The 16,395-nt window shown below is 41.6% G+C and carries 12 protein-coding genes and 1 other annotated feature; all 12 genes read left to right on the forward strand.

What is annotated here, in order from left to right; all coding sequences use genetic code 11:
• A partial coding sequence (locus HMPREF9706_RS09230) for an LPXTG cell wall anchor domain-containing protein (RefSeq protein ID WP_006908950.1) occupies positions 1 to 291 on the forward strand: 291 nt, incomplete at its 5' end.
• A 218-nt stretch (positions 292 to 509) separates the two neighbouring features.
• The gene (locus tag HMPREF9706_RS08420; RefSeq protein WP_006908951.1) at positions 510 to 1,628 is read left to right on the forward strand and encodes a transglutaminase-like domain-containing protein; all 1,119 of its coding nucleotides are present in this window, start codon (positions 510 to 512) and stop codon (positions 1,626 to 1,628) included.
• A 217-nt stretch (positions 1,629 to 1,845) separates the two neighbouring features.
• The gene (locus HMPREF9706_RS08425) at positions 1,846 to 3,057 is read left to right on the forward strand and encodes a DUF819 family protein (protein WP_006908952.1); all 1,212 of its coding nucleotides are present in this window, start codon (positions 1,846 to 1,848) and stop codon (positions 3,055 to 3,057) included.
• A 144-nt stretch (positions 3,058 to 3,201) separates the two neighbouring features.
• Positions 3,202 to 7,476 carry a Spy0128 family protein gene (locus HMPREF9706_RS08430; RefSeq protein ID WP_006908953.1) on the forward strand — a complete coding sequence of 1,425 codons (4,275 nt, stop codon included), beginning with the start codon at positions 3,202 to 3,204 and terminating at the stop codon, positions 7,474 to 7,476.
• A 145-nt stretch (positions 7,477 to 7,621) separates the two neighbouring features.
• Positions 7,622 to 8,968 (forward strand): NADP-specific glutamate dehydrogenase, encoded by a 1,347-nt coding sequence (gene gdhA / locus HMPREF9706_RS08435; protein WP_407918971.1) that lies wholly within the window; start codon positions 7,622 to 7,624, stop codon positions 8,966 to 8,968.
• A 16-nt stretch (positions 8,969 to 8,984) separates the two neighbouring features.
• Complete coding sequence (locus HMPREF9706_RS08440) at positions 8,985 to 9,620, forward strand: hypothetical protein (RefSeq protein WP_006908955.1); 636 nt, start codon at positions 8,985 to 8,987, stop codon at positions 9,618 to 9,620.
• Positions 9,621 to 9,763: 143 nt separating this feature from the next.
• Positions 9,764 to 10,309 carry a LemA family protein gene (locus HMPREF9706_RS08445; RefSeq protein WP_006908956.1) on the forward strand — a complete coding sequence of 182 codons (546 nt, stop codon included), beginning with the start codon at positions 9,764 to 9,766 and terminating at the stop codon, positions 10,307 to 10,309.
• Positions 10,303 to 12,117, forward strand: a complete 1,815-nt coding sequence (locus HMPREF9706_RS08450; protein ID WP_006908957.1) for a DUF2207 family protein — start codon at positions 10,303 to 10,305, stop codon at positions 12,115 to 12,117. Before HMPREF9706_RS08445 ends, HMPREF9706_RS08450 begins: the two co-directional genes overlap by 7 nt.
• A 153-nt stretch (positions 12,118 to 12,270) precedes the next feature.
• Positions 12,271 to 12,879, forward strand: a complete 609-nt coding sequence (locus tag HMPREF9706_RS08455; RefSeq protein WP_006908958.1) for a 50S ribosomal protein L25 — start codon at positions 12,271 to 12,273, stop codon at positions 12,877 to 12,879.
• 84 nt (positions 12,880 to 12,963) lie between these two features.
• Complete coding sequence (gene queG, locus HMPREF9706_RS08460; protein WP_006908959.1) at positions 12,964 to 14,121, forward strand: tRNA epoxyqueuosine(34) reductase QueG; 1,158 nt, start codon at positions 12,964 to 12,966, stop codon at positions 14,119 to 14,121.
• Positions 14,122 to 14,139: 18 nt separating this feature from the next.
• On the forward strand, positions 14,140 to 14,667 hold the full coding sequence (locus HMPREF9706_RS08465) for a tRNA (cytidine(34)-2'-O)-methyltransferase (RefSeq protein WP_006908960.1): 528 nt from the start codon (positions 14,140 to 14,142) through the stop codon (positions 14,665 to 14,667).
• Positions 14,668 to 14,726: 59 nt separating this feature from the next.
• Positions 14,727 to 14,936: a binding site (T-box leader), on the forward strand.
• A 42-nt stretch (positions 14,937 to 14,978) separates the two neighbouring features.
• Complete coding sequence (serS, locus tag HMPREF9706_RS08470) at positions 14,979 to 16,259, forward strand: serine--tRNA ligase (RefSeq protein ID WP_006908961.1); 1,281 nt, start codon at positions 14,979 to 14,981, stop codon at positions 16,257 to 16,259.
• Positions 16,260 to 16,395 lie beyond the last annotated feature (136 nt).

Below are 16,395 nucleotides of genomic sequence, written 5' to 3' on the forward strand. Positions count from 1 at the left end.
AAACCAGGTAAAGAAGATCCAAAAGATCCAAGTAAACCAGGTGAAGAAGATCCAAAAGATCCAAGTAAACCAGGTGAAGAAGATCCGAAAGATTCAGAAAAACCAGGTGAGGAAGATCCAAAAGCTCCAACGAAACCTGCTAATGATCCATCAACAGGAGAAGTTGAAAAAGCAACGACATTGCCTCAAACTGGTGAGGTATCTGGTCATCTCTTTGGAGCGGCTGCCCTATCCATTCTTTCTGGACTAGGACTTATCGCAACTCAACGTCGTAAAAAAGAAGAAGAATAATTGTTAGATTAAAATGGACTAACAATAGTTCTAGGAATGAGCTAAGCAACAATGGTTGCTTGGCTCATTTTTTTGTTCAAATTAAGTCGATGATTTGCAAGGAGATTATCAGAATGTTTGATAAGTTGAGATATTTTATATCAATCCCTAATACTCATAGTCATAAGATCAAGTGAATGTTAGACTAATTATATATATTATTATTAAAGGAGCGGACTATGAAGAAAAAATTAATGACCTCGATCTTAATTGCTAGCTTATTGATGACGGGAGTATCGAATCCCCTAATCTATGGGCAAGAAGAATCATCTAATGAAGCAGAATCCAGCCAAGAGATATCGAATGAATCGACAGATTCGGATACAGCTTCCTTAGTGGATTTCCCTGAAGAGCATTCAGGACACTTTGTGCAAGAATTTGATTTATCTCATCATGAAGCCAAGGATAAGGTACGTCTTTGGATTCCTTATGCAGAATCGAATGATTATCAAGAAATCTCTAATGTGAAGATTGAAGTATCGGATGAATCAGTTGAATATCAAGTGACGGAAGATGAATTAGGTAATAAGATGATCTATGTTGAATGGCCAGCCGATCAAAAAGATCGCAAGTTGACTTATTCATTTGATGTAACTCGCAAACGTGTGGATAAACCAGAATTTAAGGAAGAAGAAGAAGCGATTGATAAGGAAGAATTTGCTCAGTATTTAACAGGGTCTAAATTAGTACCGATTGGCGATGAAATGAAAGAATTATCAGACGAAATCTCCAAAGACGATGCAACGGTAGAAGATAAAGTAAGAGCTATCTACAAATGGATCTTTGACAATATGGTCCGTAATGATGATGTTATCGGTTGTGGTACAGGAGATGCTCTTGATTCGATTGCTAGTTTGGATGGTAAATGTACCGATATTCACTCTGTCTTTATTGGCTTGGCAAGGGCTCAAGGAATCCCTTCGCGCGAAGTCTTTGGTGTTCGGATGAAGGATGAGGATGGTGATGTAACTGGTAGCCAACACTGTTGGGCAGAATACTATCAACCAGGCACAGGTTGGGTAGCGATTGATGTTGCTGATGTGCTTAAGATGGTCTTAAATAAAGAATTAGATAAGTCGAGTCCAGAAGCCAAGACTTATTATGATTATTACTATGGTAACTTAGATCCAATGCGGGTTGCCTTTTCAACAGGGCGTGACTTAACCTTGAATCCAGAACAAGAAGCTGGTCCGGTTAACCAATTTGGTTATCCCTATGCCGAAGTGGATGGACAAGCACTTGATTGCTATCAAGCAGAAGACTTTGGTTATCATTTTGACTATCAATTAGCTGAATAATGAATGACCAGCCAGCCTTTCGGCTGGCTTTTTTATATGCTATTTTGGGACTTTTCTAAAGGAGCCTTTTGTTATAGAATGGTAGGAGTGCATTGATGGTCTATTGAGCAATATGTTTAATGGCTAAACCTTTGATATGATTGATAGTGATTAAGAGATCGAGTCTGAAGCGAATTGACTGAGGGCTCGATTTTGTTAATTGAAGGAGAGGATAGTATTGAATTCGTTGATTCATGCCGATAATATATGGTTTTTGTGGGCAATTATTGCAGGTTGTGCCACGATCGCGATTATTTTGGAGCAAAAATATGACTGGGCTAGCAAGGTGACTGGAGCCATCATCGCCTTATTAATGATGTTAGTACTATCGAATGTGGGGGTGATTCCAGCTAGCTCACCGGTCTATGATGCGGTATGGGATTATATTGTCCCCTTGGCCTTACCCATGTTATTATTCACCGCTGACCTGAAGTCTATTAAACAAGGAGCGGGGCGCTTAATGTTGATTTTCCTCTTGTCAAGTCTGGGGACGATTGTAGGTGGCTTGTTGGCTTATTTTATGCTTCGAGATCTGATCCCACAATTAAACGATATTGTGCCCATGTTTATTGGAACTTATATTGGGGGTGGGGTGAACTTTGTGGCTTTATCAACGGCCTATAAAGTTCCGGCTGCCACTACCTCAGCTGCCATGGTGGCGGATAATCTCTTGATGGCTCTATATTTCTTTGTACTTATTACCTTACCAGGATTGAATTGGATTCAGCATCATTATGCTCATCCACATATCGATAAGATCCGGGATATGACCGCCCAAGACCAGTCAGCGAAGGAGACTATGGCCGCTAAATATTGGAGCCCCAAGGATATTTCCCTGAAGGATATTGCCTTAACAGTCAGTTTGTCCTTAGTGATTGTGGCACTATCTTCGACTTTAGCTAACTATATTGGGCGATGTTTTATCGGTCAAGATTTTTGGTCAGTAGTGCTTAAGAGTTTCTTTGGGAATAAGTACCTATTAATAACGACCTTTACTATCTTATTAGCTTCTCTTTGTCCCAAGTGGATGCAGTCCATTCATGGTAGTCAAGAATTAGGAACCTTTTTAATCTACCTCTTTTTTGCGGTGATTGGAGCTCCTGCATCGGTATCTTTGATTCTCTCGGAGTCGCCACTATTGCTCTTATTTGCAGCGATCATGGTCTTTACCAATCTTTTATGGACGTTGCTTTGTGGTAAGCTGTTTAAGTTCAGTATTGAAGAGATTATGCTTTCTTCCAATGCTAATATTGGTGGACCGACCACAGCGGCAGCCATGGCCGTTTCTAAGGGCTGGGGAGATCTAATTGTACCTGCTCTTTTGGTTGGGACACTTGGTTATGTGGTAGGTAATTATTTAGGGGTTTTGATTGGGATTCTATTGCATTAGGTATCAAAAAAATTGGCGATTGCTTAGCAATCGTTTTTTTGATGGCTATTATGACAATTAGTTTAAACTAGTATTATATATTTTTTAGGAGTATACTTGGGATATAGCTTATTGGTAGGAATGAAAGAGTTATAGGAGGTTATTATGAATATTAAGACAATGGGGCGTTGGCTATTGGCCACCCTATTATTAGCAGGATCCAGTGGAGCGAGTTCGCTTGATCCCGGACAGGCTGTAACAGAAATCACACCCCCTCATGGGATCTCAAGGGTTTATGCAGCTGAGACGACATCTGAATTATCTTCTTGGGGAGATTTAGTCAAGCGAGTTAGTGAGAGTACTGAAGGTTCAGAATTAACATTAACTGTTGGATCACAAGGCATCGATGGCTCACAAGCCAGTAATAAATTGGTGGTTCGAAAGGGTCAAACTCTTCACTTAGTGGGATCAGGAATTTTAAAAGGAAAAGGTCTTGATTCGATTGTAGTAGAAGAAGGAGGGACTTTGACGATTGATGGACCTACTGTCAGCAATGCACAAGTTCAAGTTAAAGGACAATTGAACATTGTTAATGGTGGGATTAAGGATACTAAGTTACCGGGATCGATTATTTCTGTGGAGGGCGGAAACTTGCATTTATCTGGAGGAGAGATCTCTGGAAATGAAGCGCAGGCTTTAGCCGATAGTGATAATACCGAATATTCGGTAGTGACCATCAAAAAAGGGTCCATGGTGATGGATGGTGGGAAAGTCAGTCAGAATAAGAGTCTGCAATTTGGTGGAGCGATTAGCTCTTGGGATAAGGATTCAATAATTACCATCAATGATGGCGAGATTAGTAATAATCAAGCCCTTCATCCCACAAGGTATGCCTATGGTGGTGCCGTTTACACTAGAGGTGGAACCATTTCGATGAACAAAGGGATCGTCAAGGCTAACTCGGCTGAACGTGGCGGAGCAGTGGCGATTGATAACGGAGTATTCCAAATGAAAGATGGAAGCTTTGAGGATAATACGAATGGTGAATATAGTGGCCAAGGTGGTGCACTCTACGCTTTAAGTCGGTCTAAACTAACCATCGATGGTGGTCAATTTAATCATAATAAGGCCAATGGAGCAGGTGGTGCTCTCTTTATTGCAGATAGTTATACTAAGATCAATGGCGGTAGCTATACCAATAATGAATCATCAAAATCTGGTGGAGCTCTAGCGCTAATTAAGAGTAAAGATGCTGCAGAAGACGTTGGAATTACGGAAATTCATGCCGGAGAATTTAAGGGCAATGAAGCAACGGGATTCTGGGGCGGTGGAGCAATCTATAATGATACTTTTTCGACGCTAAGAATGTATAATACCTTAATTAAGGATAACCGAGTTGAAAAACCTTTCTTAATTGGAATCGGCGTTGGTGGTAAATCAAAACCAGCGAGTATGCAAGGTGGGGGTGTTTGGAATTGCCCAACGGGACAGACAATCACCCACATTGATAAAGGAGTTGCCATCTATGATAATGAGGCTGGTAATGCTAACCAAGGCAAATACTTAGGGGCTGGAGATGACTTTGTTAATATTCAAAAAGATATTAAAAATCCCAGTCTTGAGATTACTTCTAGACTCTTAGGTGGCGGTCATCGTTTATGGTATAAGGATGGTTCGATCCAAGGTATCCATGTGAATTATGAAGTTGGTCAACAAGATCCTCGATTTGATCCGGATAATCCTGGAGAACCGCTTGAATATAATAAGGCCATGGGAGGATTTCTTGGTTATAAGTCAGTACCATCAGAAGACTCGAAGTTTCTAGCAGAGAGATTGGCTAAAGTATTTATTATGGGTAATAAGGCGAGTCATCTAGGAATTTCAGGTGGCGGAATTACCAATAATGGAAAGTTAATCTTCGGTCAAGAAGGAAACTTCCAATTGAAATTGGCTAAAAAGTGGGTAGATCAAGATGGCAACCCTCTCGATCCAAATCAACTTCCTGAAGGAGTCACGATCCCTGAGCAAATTACGATTAAAGTGTTAATTAATGGTCGACATACGGATACTGTTGTTCTTAAGAAATCAGAAGGTTGGACGGCCACAATTGATGATTTTCCAAATCCAGAATATTTGGAAAACTCTGAAATTTCATTTGTTGAAGACGAGGTTCCTGGATTTAAATTAGAAGTGCGTGAGGCGAATCTAACAGAAGCTAGTTTAGAATATGAACTAGTGAATAAGATCAAGTCCGCGGATTATACGCCGGTAGTGTCTAAGGTGTTGACTGGTAGAGAATTGAAGGATAACGAGTTTATTTTCCAATTATTACAGGAAGGTCAAGTCATTGACACAGTCACTAATACGGCTTCAGGTCAGGTATCCTTTAAGACGCTTAAGTTTACGAAACCTGGGACTTACAGCTATCAGATTAAAGAAGTAAAGCCCGAAGAATCGACAGAGCTGGGCTTGACCTATGACGAACGTATTTATACTTTAACGGTGGAAGTAACGGATAATTTTGATTTGCAAGCTAGTTACATGGTGGATAATGAAGCAGCTGACCAGGCTACTTTTGAGAATAAATTTGAGCAAGTGAAGGCTAATTTTGTTCCTCAAGCCATGAAGACCTTAAGTGGTCGCGAGTTAAAAGAGAGCGAGTTTACTTTCCAATTATTGGAAGATGACAAAGTTATTGATACCGCAACAAATACGGCGGCTGGTCAAGTGACCTTCAAGGAATTAGAATATACCCAACCAGGAACTTATCACTATACAATTCGTGAGCGTTCAGGTAGGGAAATAGGTATGTCTTATGATCAATCGGTTTATCAATTGACAGTGACGGTCGATGATAAGATGGAACTAACCGCTATTTATTCTAAAGAAGGACAAACAGTAGAAGAACCTAATTTTGTCAATACGGTAGGAGACTCACCTAAAGGCTTAGTAACCTTATATAAGGTAGATGCGGACACCAATGCAGCCTTAAAAGGGGCTCAGTTTAAGTTGGTTCAAGATAAAGCAGCGATCCCATTCTATTTAGATGATCCTACTGGACAGGTTCAATCAGTTTCGGGTATTCAAGTGATCGGATCCGAAAGTCAAACAGTGGATCCTATTTTAAATGATGGTCAGATTGCTTTTGATGAATCCATGCGGACTAAAGTGTATTTAGGAGCGGGTTCGTATCAGTTGGATCTTACGAATGCCAAGGTAGAATCGACTATTGAAGAATCAAAAGATTTTGAATTAATCGCTCATTATCTTAAAGATGAAGCAGGAAATGTTTCGGGTATTATGATTGAAGTTAAAATGACTGATTCAAAAGAAACGAGTGAAGAAACAACAAGTTCAAGCACAGGTTCAACTACTACAACGACCACCTCGGCCGAAGTGGATTCAGAGACTAATGCAGCACTTGTTCAGCTTGAACAAGAAATCAAAGAATTAGAAGCTCAAATGGAAGCGGCAAAACAGGTTCAACCAATTATTGAACAACGACTGATATCGACAACGAGTCAAGAACCAACGGGAGAAATGGAAGTTAATGCAGGTGATCAAGCAACCTCTCCAGCCTATGAAGAGATTATTGTTAATCAGGCTGAGTTGGATCAAAGTCAGGCTCGAGTGAAGGAATTAGAAGCACAAATCTCTGAGTTGAAAGTTCAATTAGCCCAACTTCAAGTCGCTTCAACCACAAGTACAACGAGCGTCACTACGGTAACATCCAGTACAACAAGCGTGACGTCTGTAGAAGAAGAATCGATGACTGAGACTTCAATGGAACAGAGCAACTTATCTAGTTCCTTTACCGTGACTTTAATGGAACCTGTTATTCGTACAACAGGTGATCAAGGTGAAATTATTTTTGATCGTTTACCTCTAGGAATCTATCATTTTGAAGAAATTCAAGCTCCTTCAGGTTATCAAATGAATGATCAACCAATTCCTCCATTTGAGATTATGCTAGCAGCAAATCAAAGTGTAGGAGTTAAGTATAAACCAGTCGATCCAATTACTGTTAAAAATGTAAAGGTTCCAGAAGAAACAACCACAGAAACAACAGTTACGACGGAGTCAACTTCGACAACCGAGTCAACTTCGACAACCGAGTCAACGACGACAAGTGAGTCAACTTCGACAACCGAGTCAACAACGACAAGTGAATCGACTTCGACGACGGAGTCAACCTCGACGACCGAATCAACAACGACAAGTGAATCGACCACTAGTACAGAAGAAAGGACGACAACACCCACGACGCTTGAATCGACTCAATCAACGCCGACACCGCCTAAACCGGGTCAGCCTAAACAAGGGTTACCTGGAACTGGGGAAGATGTTTCACGAACTTTATCAGCGATTGCTGGTATGATCTTCTTGGTAGGTCTTGTCTTATTGATTCGTTCCAAGGATTCATCCGATGAAAAAGATTAATTAATAATCATCAATTGATGATTATTTCCCCCAAAAGATTTGCCCATTAAGGACATCATTTGGGGGCTTTTTCATTTATAACTTGCTTGTTAAGATTGTAAAAAATATAATAATAGTAGATTGAGTGAATCTGGAGAGAAAGAGGATTTTAATGAAAAATACCTATCTTAATAAATCTTATCGAGACTTAAGTCAAAAATACCCCCATGAAAGGGAATTTCTTCAAGCGGTACACTTGTTTTTTAATGAAATTGAACCGGTGATTGATCTCCATCCTGAGTATCAAGACCAAGCAGTTTTGGAGCGTCTAGTGGAACCAGAGCGAGCAATTAGTTTTCGGGTGCCTTGGGTTAATGACCAAGGAAAGGTTAAGGTGAACACCGGTTATCGGGTCCAATTTTCTTCGGTTTTAGGACCTTATAAAGGAGGAATCCGCTTTGATCCTTCGGTAAATCTATCGATATTGAAGTTTCTAGGGTTTGAACAGACCTTTAAGAATGCCTTGACAGGTCTTCCTATGGGAGGCGGTAAAGGTGGGGCTGATTTTGATCCGCGAGGCAAGTCAGATCAGGAGATTATGCGCTTTTGTCAAAGCTTTATGACGGAATTATACCGTCATATTGGTCCAGATCTTGATGTTCCTGCTGGGGACATTGGCGTGGCAGGTCGTGAGATCGGCTACCTTTATGGTCAGTACAAACGGCTACAGGGACCTAAACCAGGAGTGTTAACCGGTAAGCCAGTGATCTTAGGAGGAAATGAATCGCGTCCGCCTGCGACTGGCTATGGCTTAATCTATTTCTTAAAACAGATGTTAGCTGAAACAGGACAAGATCTAGCCGGAAAGACGGTAATGATTTCAGGTGCAGGAAATGTCGCCTCTCATGCGTGCCGTAAGGCTCAAGAATTAGGGGCACATGTGGTCACCCTATCGGATATTGATTATGCCATCTATGATCCTAAGGGGATTGATTTAGAGCTTGTAATTCAGCTGCGGGATGATCCGCAGGCAAACTTGGCTGATTATTCTAAGCGACACCCTCAAGCTCAGGTACGAGCACAATCAGTCTGGGACTTGGCGATTGAAGCGGATATAGCCCTTCCATGTGCGACTCAAAATGAGATGAATCATAAACAAGTTAAGCGATTATTGAATAAGGGGCTTGGCTTTATAGCTGAAGGAGCGAATATGCCTTTAACGGCAGAAGCTTGTCGAGTGGTTAAAGAAGCAGAGATTCCTTATGCTCCAGGTAAGGCAAGTAATGCAGGAGGGGTAGCTGTTTCAGGATTGGAGATGTGCCAAAATGCGGCTCGACTGCCTATGAAGCCGGACCAGGTAGATCAACGACTTCAAGAAATTATGACTCATATCTTCAGTCAATGTAAAGAAGCAAGTTTGCGTTATGGTGGCGGACTGAATTATGCCTTTGGCGCTGATATTGCCTCTTTTGAGAAGGTAGTGGAAGGTTTGTTACAATTAGGCGTGGTATAGAAGGGAGAATGATTCAATGCAAAGCAAGCGTCATTGGTTAAAGCATACCTTGTTATTTACTTCTATGTGGGTCTTAGCTGCTTGTTCCCAAGAGGCTAAGTCGGATCAGTCGCCTAAGTCTCCGAAAGCTTCTACAGAGCTGACTAGTTCGATTGAGACATCTAAAGATACTCAAGCTCAATCACTCGAAGCAACAACTACCAGTCAGTCTGACTTTCCAAGGATCGAAGAGGCCGTGGAAACGACCCAAAGTCCGATAAAATTCCTAGATAAAGATACCCCCTTGAAGGATGGACGTTATCAGGCCTTATCGCCAGAAAATGAGCAAGGCAATCAGCTTTATCATGTGATTGTTGTCCAGGACGGCAGAGTTCAAGCATCTGACTTTGATTATTTTAATCAAAAGCACAATAAAATCAGTAAGAGTGAAGAATATAATCTTCAAATGAAGCAGGCGACGGGGATAGATCTCGAGGAAGTGATTGAGGCTTTGGATAGTGACTTTTTAGCTAATCCTTATCAGGAAGTGGATGCCATTGCAGGGGCTAGCCAAACCGTTAAGGATTATAAGGAGTCGGCTCAAGCTTTAATGGCTGCTGCTTCACGAGGAGATCAAGCTGTTCAAAAAGTATCGATCAGTTCCCAAAAATAAGCTTTTTATCAGAGGTAACCTTTCAAGTTAATAGACTTGAAGGGTTATTTTTAAACAAGCAACTAGATGATTAGACTTTTTTCTAGCACCTGGGATTAATTTCCAGTAAAATAAAGATAGCTTAAAACATGAGGAGGAATTGTATGATAGCATTATTTGTTGTTTTAGGAATTATTGTATTGATCGCTTTGTGGGGTGTGGGTGTTTATAATGGCTTTATCAAGCAACATGAGATGGTCGATAATGCCATGGCTCAAATTGCAGCCCAAGTTGAATCGCGTTGGGATGCCTTATCCAACTTGATGCAAGCCACTAAAAATTACCAAAGTCACGAAGCAGAAACGCTAACTCAAATTGTAAAGGCAAGATCAGGAATTGATCGTCATTCCTCAGTACAAGATGTAGTCAAGGATGATTATGCATTCCAAAAGGCTTTACGGTCGATTGATGTCGTCGTTGAACAATACCCTGATTTGAAGGCGTCTCAAGTCTATCAAACGACCATGGATTCGGTAAATCAATATGAGAATAATGTTCGACAATCACGGATGATCTTCAATGATACGGTCACTCGTTTTAATCGGATGATTAAGGTCTTTCCTCAATCTATTATTGCGGGGATGACGGGCTTCCAAGCAGAAGAATATTTCAAGGCAAGCCCAGAAAAAACGGAGATGCCTCAATGGTAGGCCGGCCCAGACCTTCGTTGTCAGTTCGTTCTAAGTTAGTTTGGCCACTGGTGTTACTGACGTGTTTTTGTCTGTGGGCGGTTCAGACTGCTTATGCTGCTGATTTGGATATTAAACGGATTGAAGTTCAAGTCGAACTCCAAGCGGACGGGTCGGCTGACATTCAAGAGACTTGGCAAGTTCGAACGGAGGGCTATACAGAGCTGTATAAGGCCATTGAATTAGCTTCCAATCAGTCTGTAGAAGATTTTCAGGTGAGTCTCAATGGACGGACTTTTGACTCCCTCGGTAACGATTGGGATCTGGATGCTTCCTTTGAAGAGAAAGCTTTTAAGAGCGGTCAAAATGGGCAAGAGCTCAACTGGGGGATTAGCCAGGAAGGCAATCAGACTTATCAGTTAAGCTACCGCATTAAGAATTTTGTGATGCAGACTCAGACGGATCAGATGATCTACTGGCAGTTTGTAAGTCCAGATCTAGCAGATTCTCCGGAGAATTTTTCGGTGACGATTTCCAGTGCCGATCACCCCTTGAGTTTGGAGACTAACCGAATCTGGGCCTTTGGCTATTCGGGTCGGGTTGACTTTAAAGAAGGCAGAGTTGAAGCTAGGAATGATCAGCCCTTGCAGCAAGGCGATGCTTGCATCTTACTGGTGAGAATCCCTAGTGAGACTTATGCCACTCAACAAGCTCTAGATGAGACTTTTGATGATTATGTTCAACAGGCTTTCCAAGGGTCGGATTACAATTATCAGGACTATGATCCGAATGCAACTTATGATGACATTAAAAGTATGCAGGCCTCAGAGGAAGATTCCTCAGCTTCTTGGATGATTGGCGGAGTGGTCTTGTTGGCAGGGGTCACGGCTATTTATACGATTATTAATACTATTAATAATCGTCGTGCCCTGAGGAAGTACTATCCAGATCTAGAGACGCGCTCAAGAGAACTTGAAGGACAATATGAACGTCAAGCTCCGGGAGAAGATGTCTTTATGGGTTATGAATTATTGGATAATCTTTCAGTTGCTGACTTGGAGGAGAATTACGCAACAGCCTGTATTTTAACCTTAGTGAAGGCTGGAGCTTTAAGCCTGGAAGAAGTCGAAGAGGGCTTGTTTAATAAGAAGCAATTGGCCTTTGTCTTGGATCCCAATCAGACGAATTTTACCGCGAAGCCTTTAATAGCGTTCTGGAATTTATTAATATCTGCCAGTGATGATCAAGGCCGTCTCAGACAGAAAGACTTAAAGAATTACATCCGCAAAAATTACCAAGACTATGAATCTTTCTTAAAGTTATGCCAGACGGATTCAAAAGCCAGGCTTCAAGTTGATGGCTATCTCGAGGGACTGCGCTTAAAGGCAGATAAGTCAGCTGATTTCCAACGAGCCAGTCAACAAGTGGGCTATCAACTCACTGAGTCTGGTTTTGAGATGCGGGATCAATGGGTGAAATTCTACAACTATCTGAAGGACTTCTCCTTGATTAATGAACGACATGCTTTAGATGTCGGATTATGGGATCAGCTTTTAATCTATGCCAGCGCTTTAGGAATTGCTGACCAAGTGGAGCAGGAATTTGTTAAGTTGAACCCTGATTATATGAAGGAATCAACCTATAGTTATAACGGGCGTCAATTTACTTATGCAGACTATTATTTAATGAGTCGTTTAATGAACAATTCTTACCATCAAGCAACCAGTAGCCATACCATTACTCAGTCCATGTCATCAGGGGGCGGTGGATTTTCCAGTATGGGCGGTGGTGGTGGTTCTTTTGGAGGCGGTGGCGGAGGTGCCAGATAGCTTCAGAGCCGGCCATTTGCCCTTTTATACAAGAAAAAAGGCTTTATTTTCATTATAGACTAGCATTCTTCAGTGATTTTTGGTAGAATAGCTGGTGTGCAAAAAATTAAGAATTAGCATTCTACTAGACTAAGAGACAAAGGAGTTTTATATATGTCAATTAAAGCAGAATTAAGAACAAAAACAGGTACAGGTGCATCCAAGCAAGCACGTCGTGAAGGTAAGATTCCGGCAACGCTTTATGGTAAAGAAGTAGAAGCCACTTCTCTATTAGTATCTGCACGTGAATTTGAAGCTTTATTAAAAGCTGAAGGATCTAATGCCGTGTTTGATGTGGAATTTGATGGCAAAACTCAACAAGTAATCTTAAAAGACTTTGAAAAAGCAAGTCTTAAAGATCATTTCTACTCAATCGACTTAGAAGCCATCTCAGCGAATCAAAAATTACAAGTTGAAGTGCCATTGGTTCTTCTTAACGAAGAAACGGTTAAGGTGGGTATTGTAGCTCAAGTCTTCAATACGATCGAAATTGAAACAACACCAGCAAATATTCCAAATGCGTTTGAAATTGATGTTAAAGGCATGGAAATTGGTGATACTAAGTCAATCTCTGATTTAGAACTACCTGCCGGAGTTGAAATCTTAGAAGATGCTGAAGAAACTATTGTTTCTGTCATTGCACCAACGGAAGAACCAGCTGAAGATGAAGAATCAGAAGCAGCTGAACCAGAAGTAATTGGTGAAAAAGAAGACGAAGAATAAGCATCATCAAAATGTAAATTAAAGCTGTGACTTGTGTCACGGCTTTTTTGTTAAGTAAGAAGATTTAAAGGAAGGGGCAAAAGGATGGAGTCAAAGCAATTGAAGCAAGCCATTAAAGCCAAGGCTCAGGCTATTGGTATCGATAAGATCGGCTTTACAGATGCCGCTCCTTTTTTGTCGATTGAGGCTAAATATCAAGAGCAGATAGATCGAGGATATTCGACCGGCTTCGAGCACCCTATCTTAGAGGAGCGAATATATCCTGATCGGATTTTTGACAAACCAAGATCGATTATTGCGATTTGTTTAGCCTATCCTTCTGCTGTACCGGTGATTGAAGAAGATCGAAAAGGGCCAAGACGAGGTTTATTTGCGAGAGCTTCCTGGGGGATTGACTATCACACAATCCTAAGAGATAAGATGTCGCAGTTAATTGCTTATCTGGAAGAATTAGTGCCCGATGCGCGCTTTAAAGCCATGGTGGATACCGGTGAATTGTCAGATGTGGCGGTGGCTGAACGAGCAGGGATCGGTTTTGTGGGGCGTAATACGCTCTTAATTACGCCAGAATTTGGTTCTTATGTTTATCTGGGAGAGATAGTGACAGACTTGGTGATCGAGCCGGATGATCCGATACCTAACGGTTGTGGGGATTGTTATCGCTGTATTAAGGCTTGTCCAACTCAAGCTCTCCTAGGGGAGGGGCAAATTAATGGTCGGCGGTGTTTGTCTTACCAGACCCAGACTAAGGACTTAATGCCTTTAGAATTTCGCCGTAAAATGACCCATGTCATCTATGGCTGTGATATCTGTCAGATGGCCTGTCCCTATAATCGGGGAGTGGATAGTCATTTGCATCCAGAGATGGAGCCAGATGCTGAAGTGGTTCGGCCAGTGCTCCAGGATCTCTTGTTTTTGACGAATAAGGAATTTAAGGCGAAGTATGGTCATCTCTCGGGGGCTTGGCGGGGTAAGAAGCCGATTCAACGAAATGCCATTATTGCTTTAGCTAATTATCGTGACCGTACCAGTATGCCCTTGTTGATGCGAGTATTAGAAGAGGATCCGCGTCCTGTCATTCGGGCAACGGCAGCCTATGCATTAAGTCTTATCGAAGGTCAGCAAAACCCTGCTTTGTTACAATTAATTGAAGATCAACGAGCTAAAGAAGATCAACCAGCGATTATCGATGAGATGACTCAAGCGATTCAACGTTTACAAGACAAGCGTCCTGCAAGATAAAGAAAAAGGAGATGGATCATGAAGAATCATATCGCATTATTTGAACCCTTGATGCCAGCCAATACGGGGAATATTGCTCGGACTTGTGCGGCAACTAATACCAGTCTGCATTTGATTGAACCCCTTGGTTTTTCCACGTCCGACAAAATGTTAAAAAGGGCAGGTCTAGACTACTGGGATAAGGTGGATATTATTTATCATGAGAGCTTACCTGCCTTTATGGATTATGTGGGTTCACACCCCTTGTTTTTAATTTCTAAGTTTGCTAGGCAGGTCTATTCTCAAGCAAATTTAGCGGACCCCTCAGTGTCTGAACAATTTTTCCTTTTTGGTAAGGAAACGACGGGTCTACCGGAAGAGTTTATGGAACCCCATAAGGATCAATGCCTAAGGATACCCATGAACGATGAGCATGTTCGGTCCTTGAATCTTTCCAATACGGCCAATATCATTATTTATGAAGCCTTGCGCCAACAGGATTTTCAAGGCTTGGATTCCTTGCATCATTACCGTGATACGGAAAAATCACGTCGCATGGCTTGGTAGCTTGATAAATGAGTGGGTCAGGGCTTGATTTTTTCATCAAACTCTAATATAATGTCGGTAATAGTGATTTGACTAGTATTTAAGCGTGCTTGTTGAAGAAAGTTGGCGGTTGATGAAAGCCATCCAAGCTCCTTGAGGAATCCACAAATCTTAACTGCTTTACGAAATAAATTTAAGTAAAGCCGGTCGTCGCCGTTATGATCAGAGTGTAAAAGCAAGGCTTTTAAAATAGGGTGGCACCGCGGAATCAGAGACCTTTCGTCCCAAATATTGGGAGGGTCTCTTTTTTGATTAAAAAAGGAGGAAGTAGGATGTTAGATCGTAAATATTTAAGAGCTAATCTAGAAGAAGTAAGTCAGAAGTTAAGTTTAAGAGGGGTCAAGCAAGAAACTTTAGCTGAGTTTAAAGATTTAGACCAAAAAAGACGTCAGATTCTGGTCGATTTGGAAGCGATGAAGCAGGAACGGAACCAAGTTTCACAAGAAATTGCCCAGATCAAACGGCAAAAGGGAGATGCTGACCAGCAGATCAGTCAGATGCAAGCGTTAGGCAAAGAAATTTCTGCCTTAGAGGGTCAATTAAATGAAGTCGAAGACCAATTGACCTATATTGAACATCGCTTACCAAATATAGCCCATGAGTCAGTCCCACAAGGGGCAGATGAGGCAGACAATCAAGAAGTACGGCGCTGGGGTCAACAACCTGAGTTCGACTTTGAACCCTTGAATCACTGGGACATTGGTGAAAAATTGGGTATTTTAGATTTTGACCGGGCGAGTAAGGTCACTGGGGCACGTTTTGTTTATTACAAGGGCTTAGGTGCTAGATTGGAGCGGGCCTTATACAACTTCATGATAGACCGGCACTTAGAAGAGGGATATATCGAAGTAATCCCCCCTTATATTGTCAATCAGGATTCCATGTTTGGAACAGGTCAATATCCGAAGTTCAAGGAAGATACCTTTGAATTGGTGAACGATGACCGTCATTATGTCTTAATTCCAACGGCGGAAGTGCCTTTAACCAATTACTACCGCGATGAAATTTTAAGTGAGGATGACTTACCGATTAAGTTCACTGCTATGTCACCTTCATTCCGTTCTGAAGCTGGATCAGCTGGACGGGATACTCGAGGATTAATCCGGATGCATCAATTCCACAAGGTTGAGATGGTTAAATTCGCACATCCTGATCACTCTTATGATGAGTTAGAAGCTATGATTGCGAATGCTGAGGGAATTCTACAAGCATTGAACCTACCTTATCGGGTGGTGAATCTTTGTACTGGGGATCTTGGTTTCTCAGCGGCTAAGACTTATGACTTAGAAGTTTGGGTACCGGGTCAAGCGACTTACCGAGAGATTTCTTCCTGCTCGAATACCGAAGCCTTCCAAGCTCGTCGCGCCATGATTCGTTACCGTGACCATCAAGATAAGCTGCATTATGTGCATACCTTGAATGGTTCAGGGCTTGCTGTAGGGCGGACCGTTGTAGCTATCTTAGAAAATTATCAACAAGCAGACGGCAGTGTCAAAATTCCAGAGGTACTTGTGCCATATATGGGCGGTATTACAGAAATTACTCCTGTTTAATTCATAGTACGGGAGGATTACTTACACATGTTGTAATCGATCAATAAAGTATGCTACTTAGGGGCTAGACCTCAAGAGGAAGAGTTATAGGGGCATGACCAATCGGTCATTGCCTCTTTTTAAATTTTATCTGTAA

This window comes from Facklamia hominis CCUG 36813, assembly GCF_000301035.1.
Taxonomy (GTDB): Bacteria; Bacillota; Bacilli; order Lactobacillales; family Aerococcaceae; genus Facklamia; species Facklamia hominis.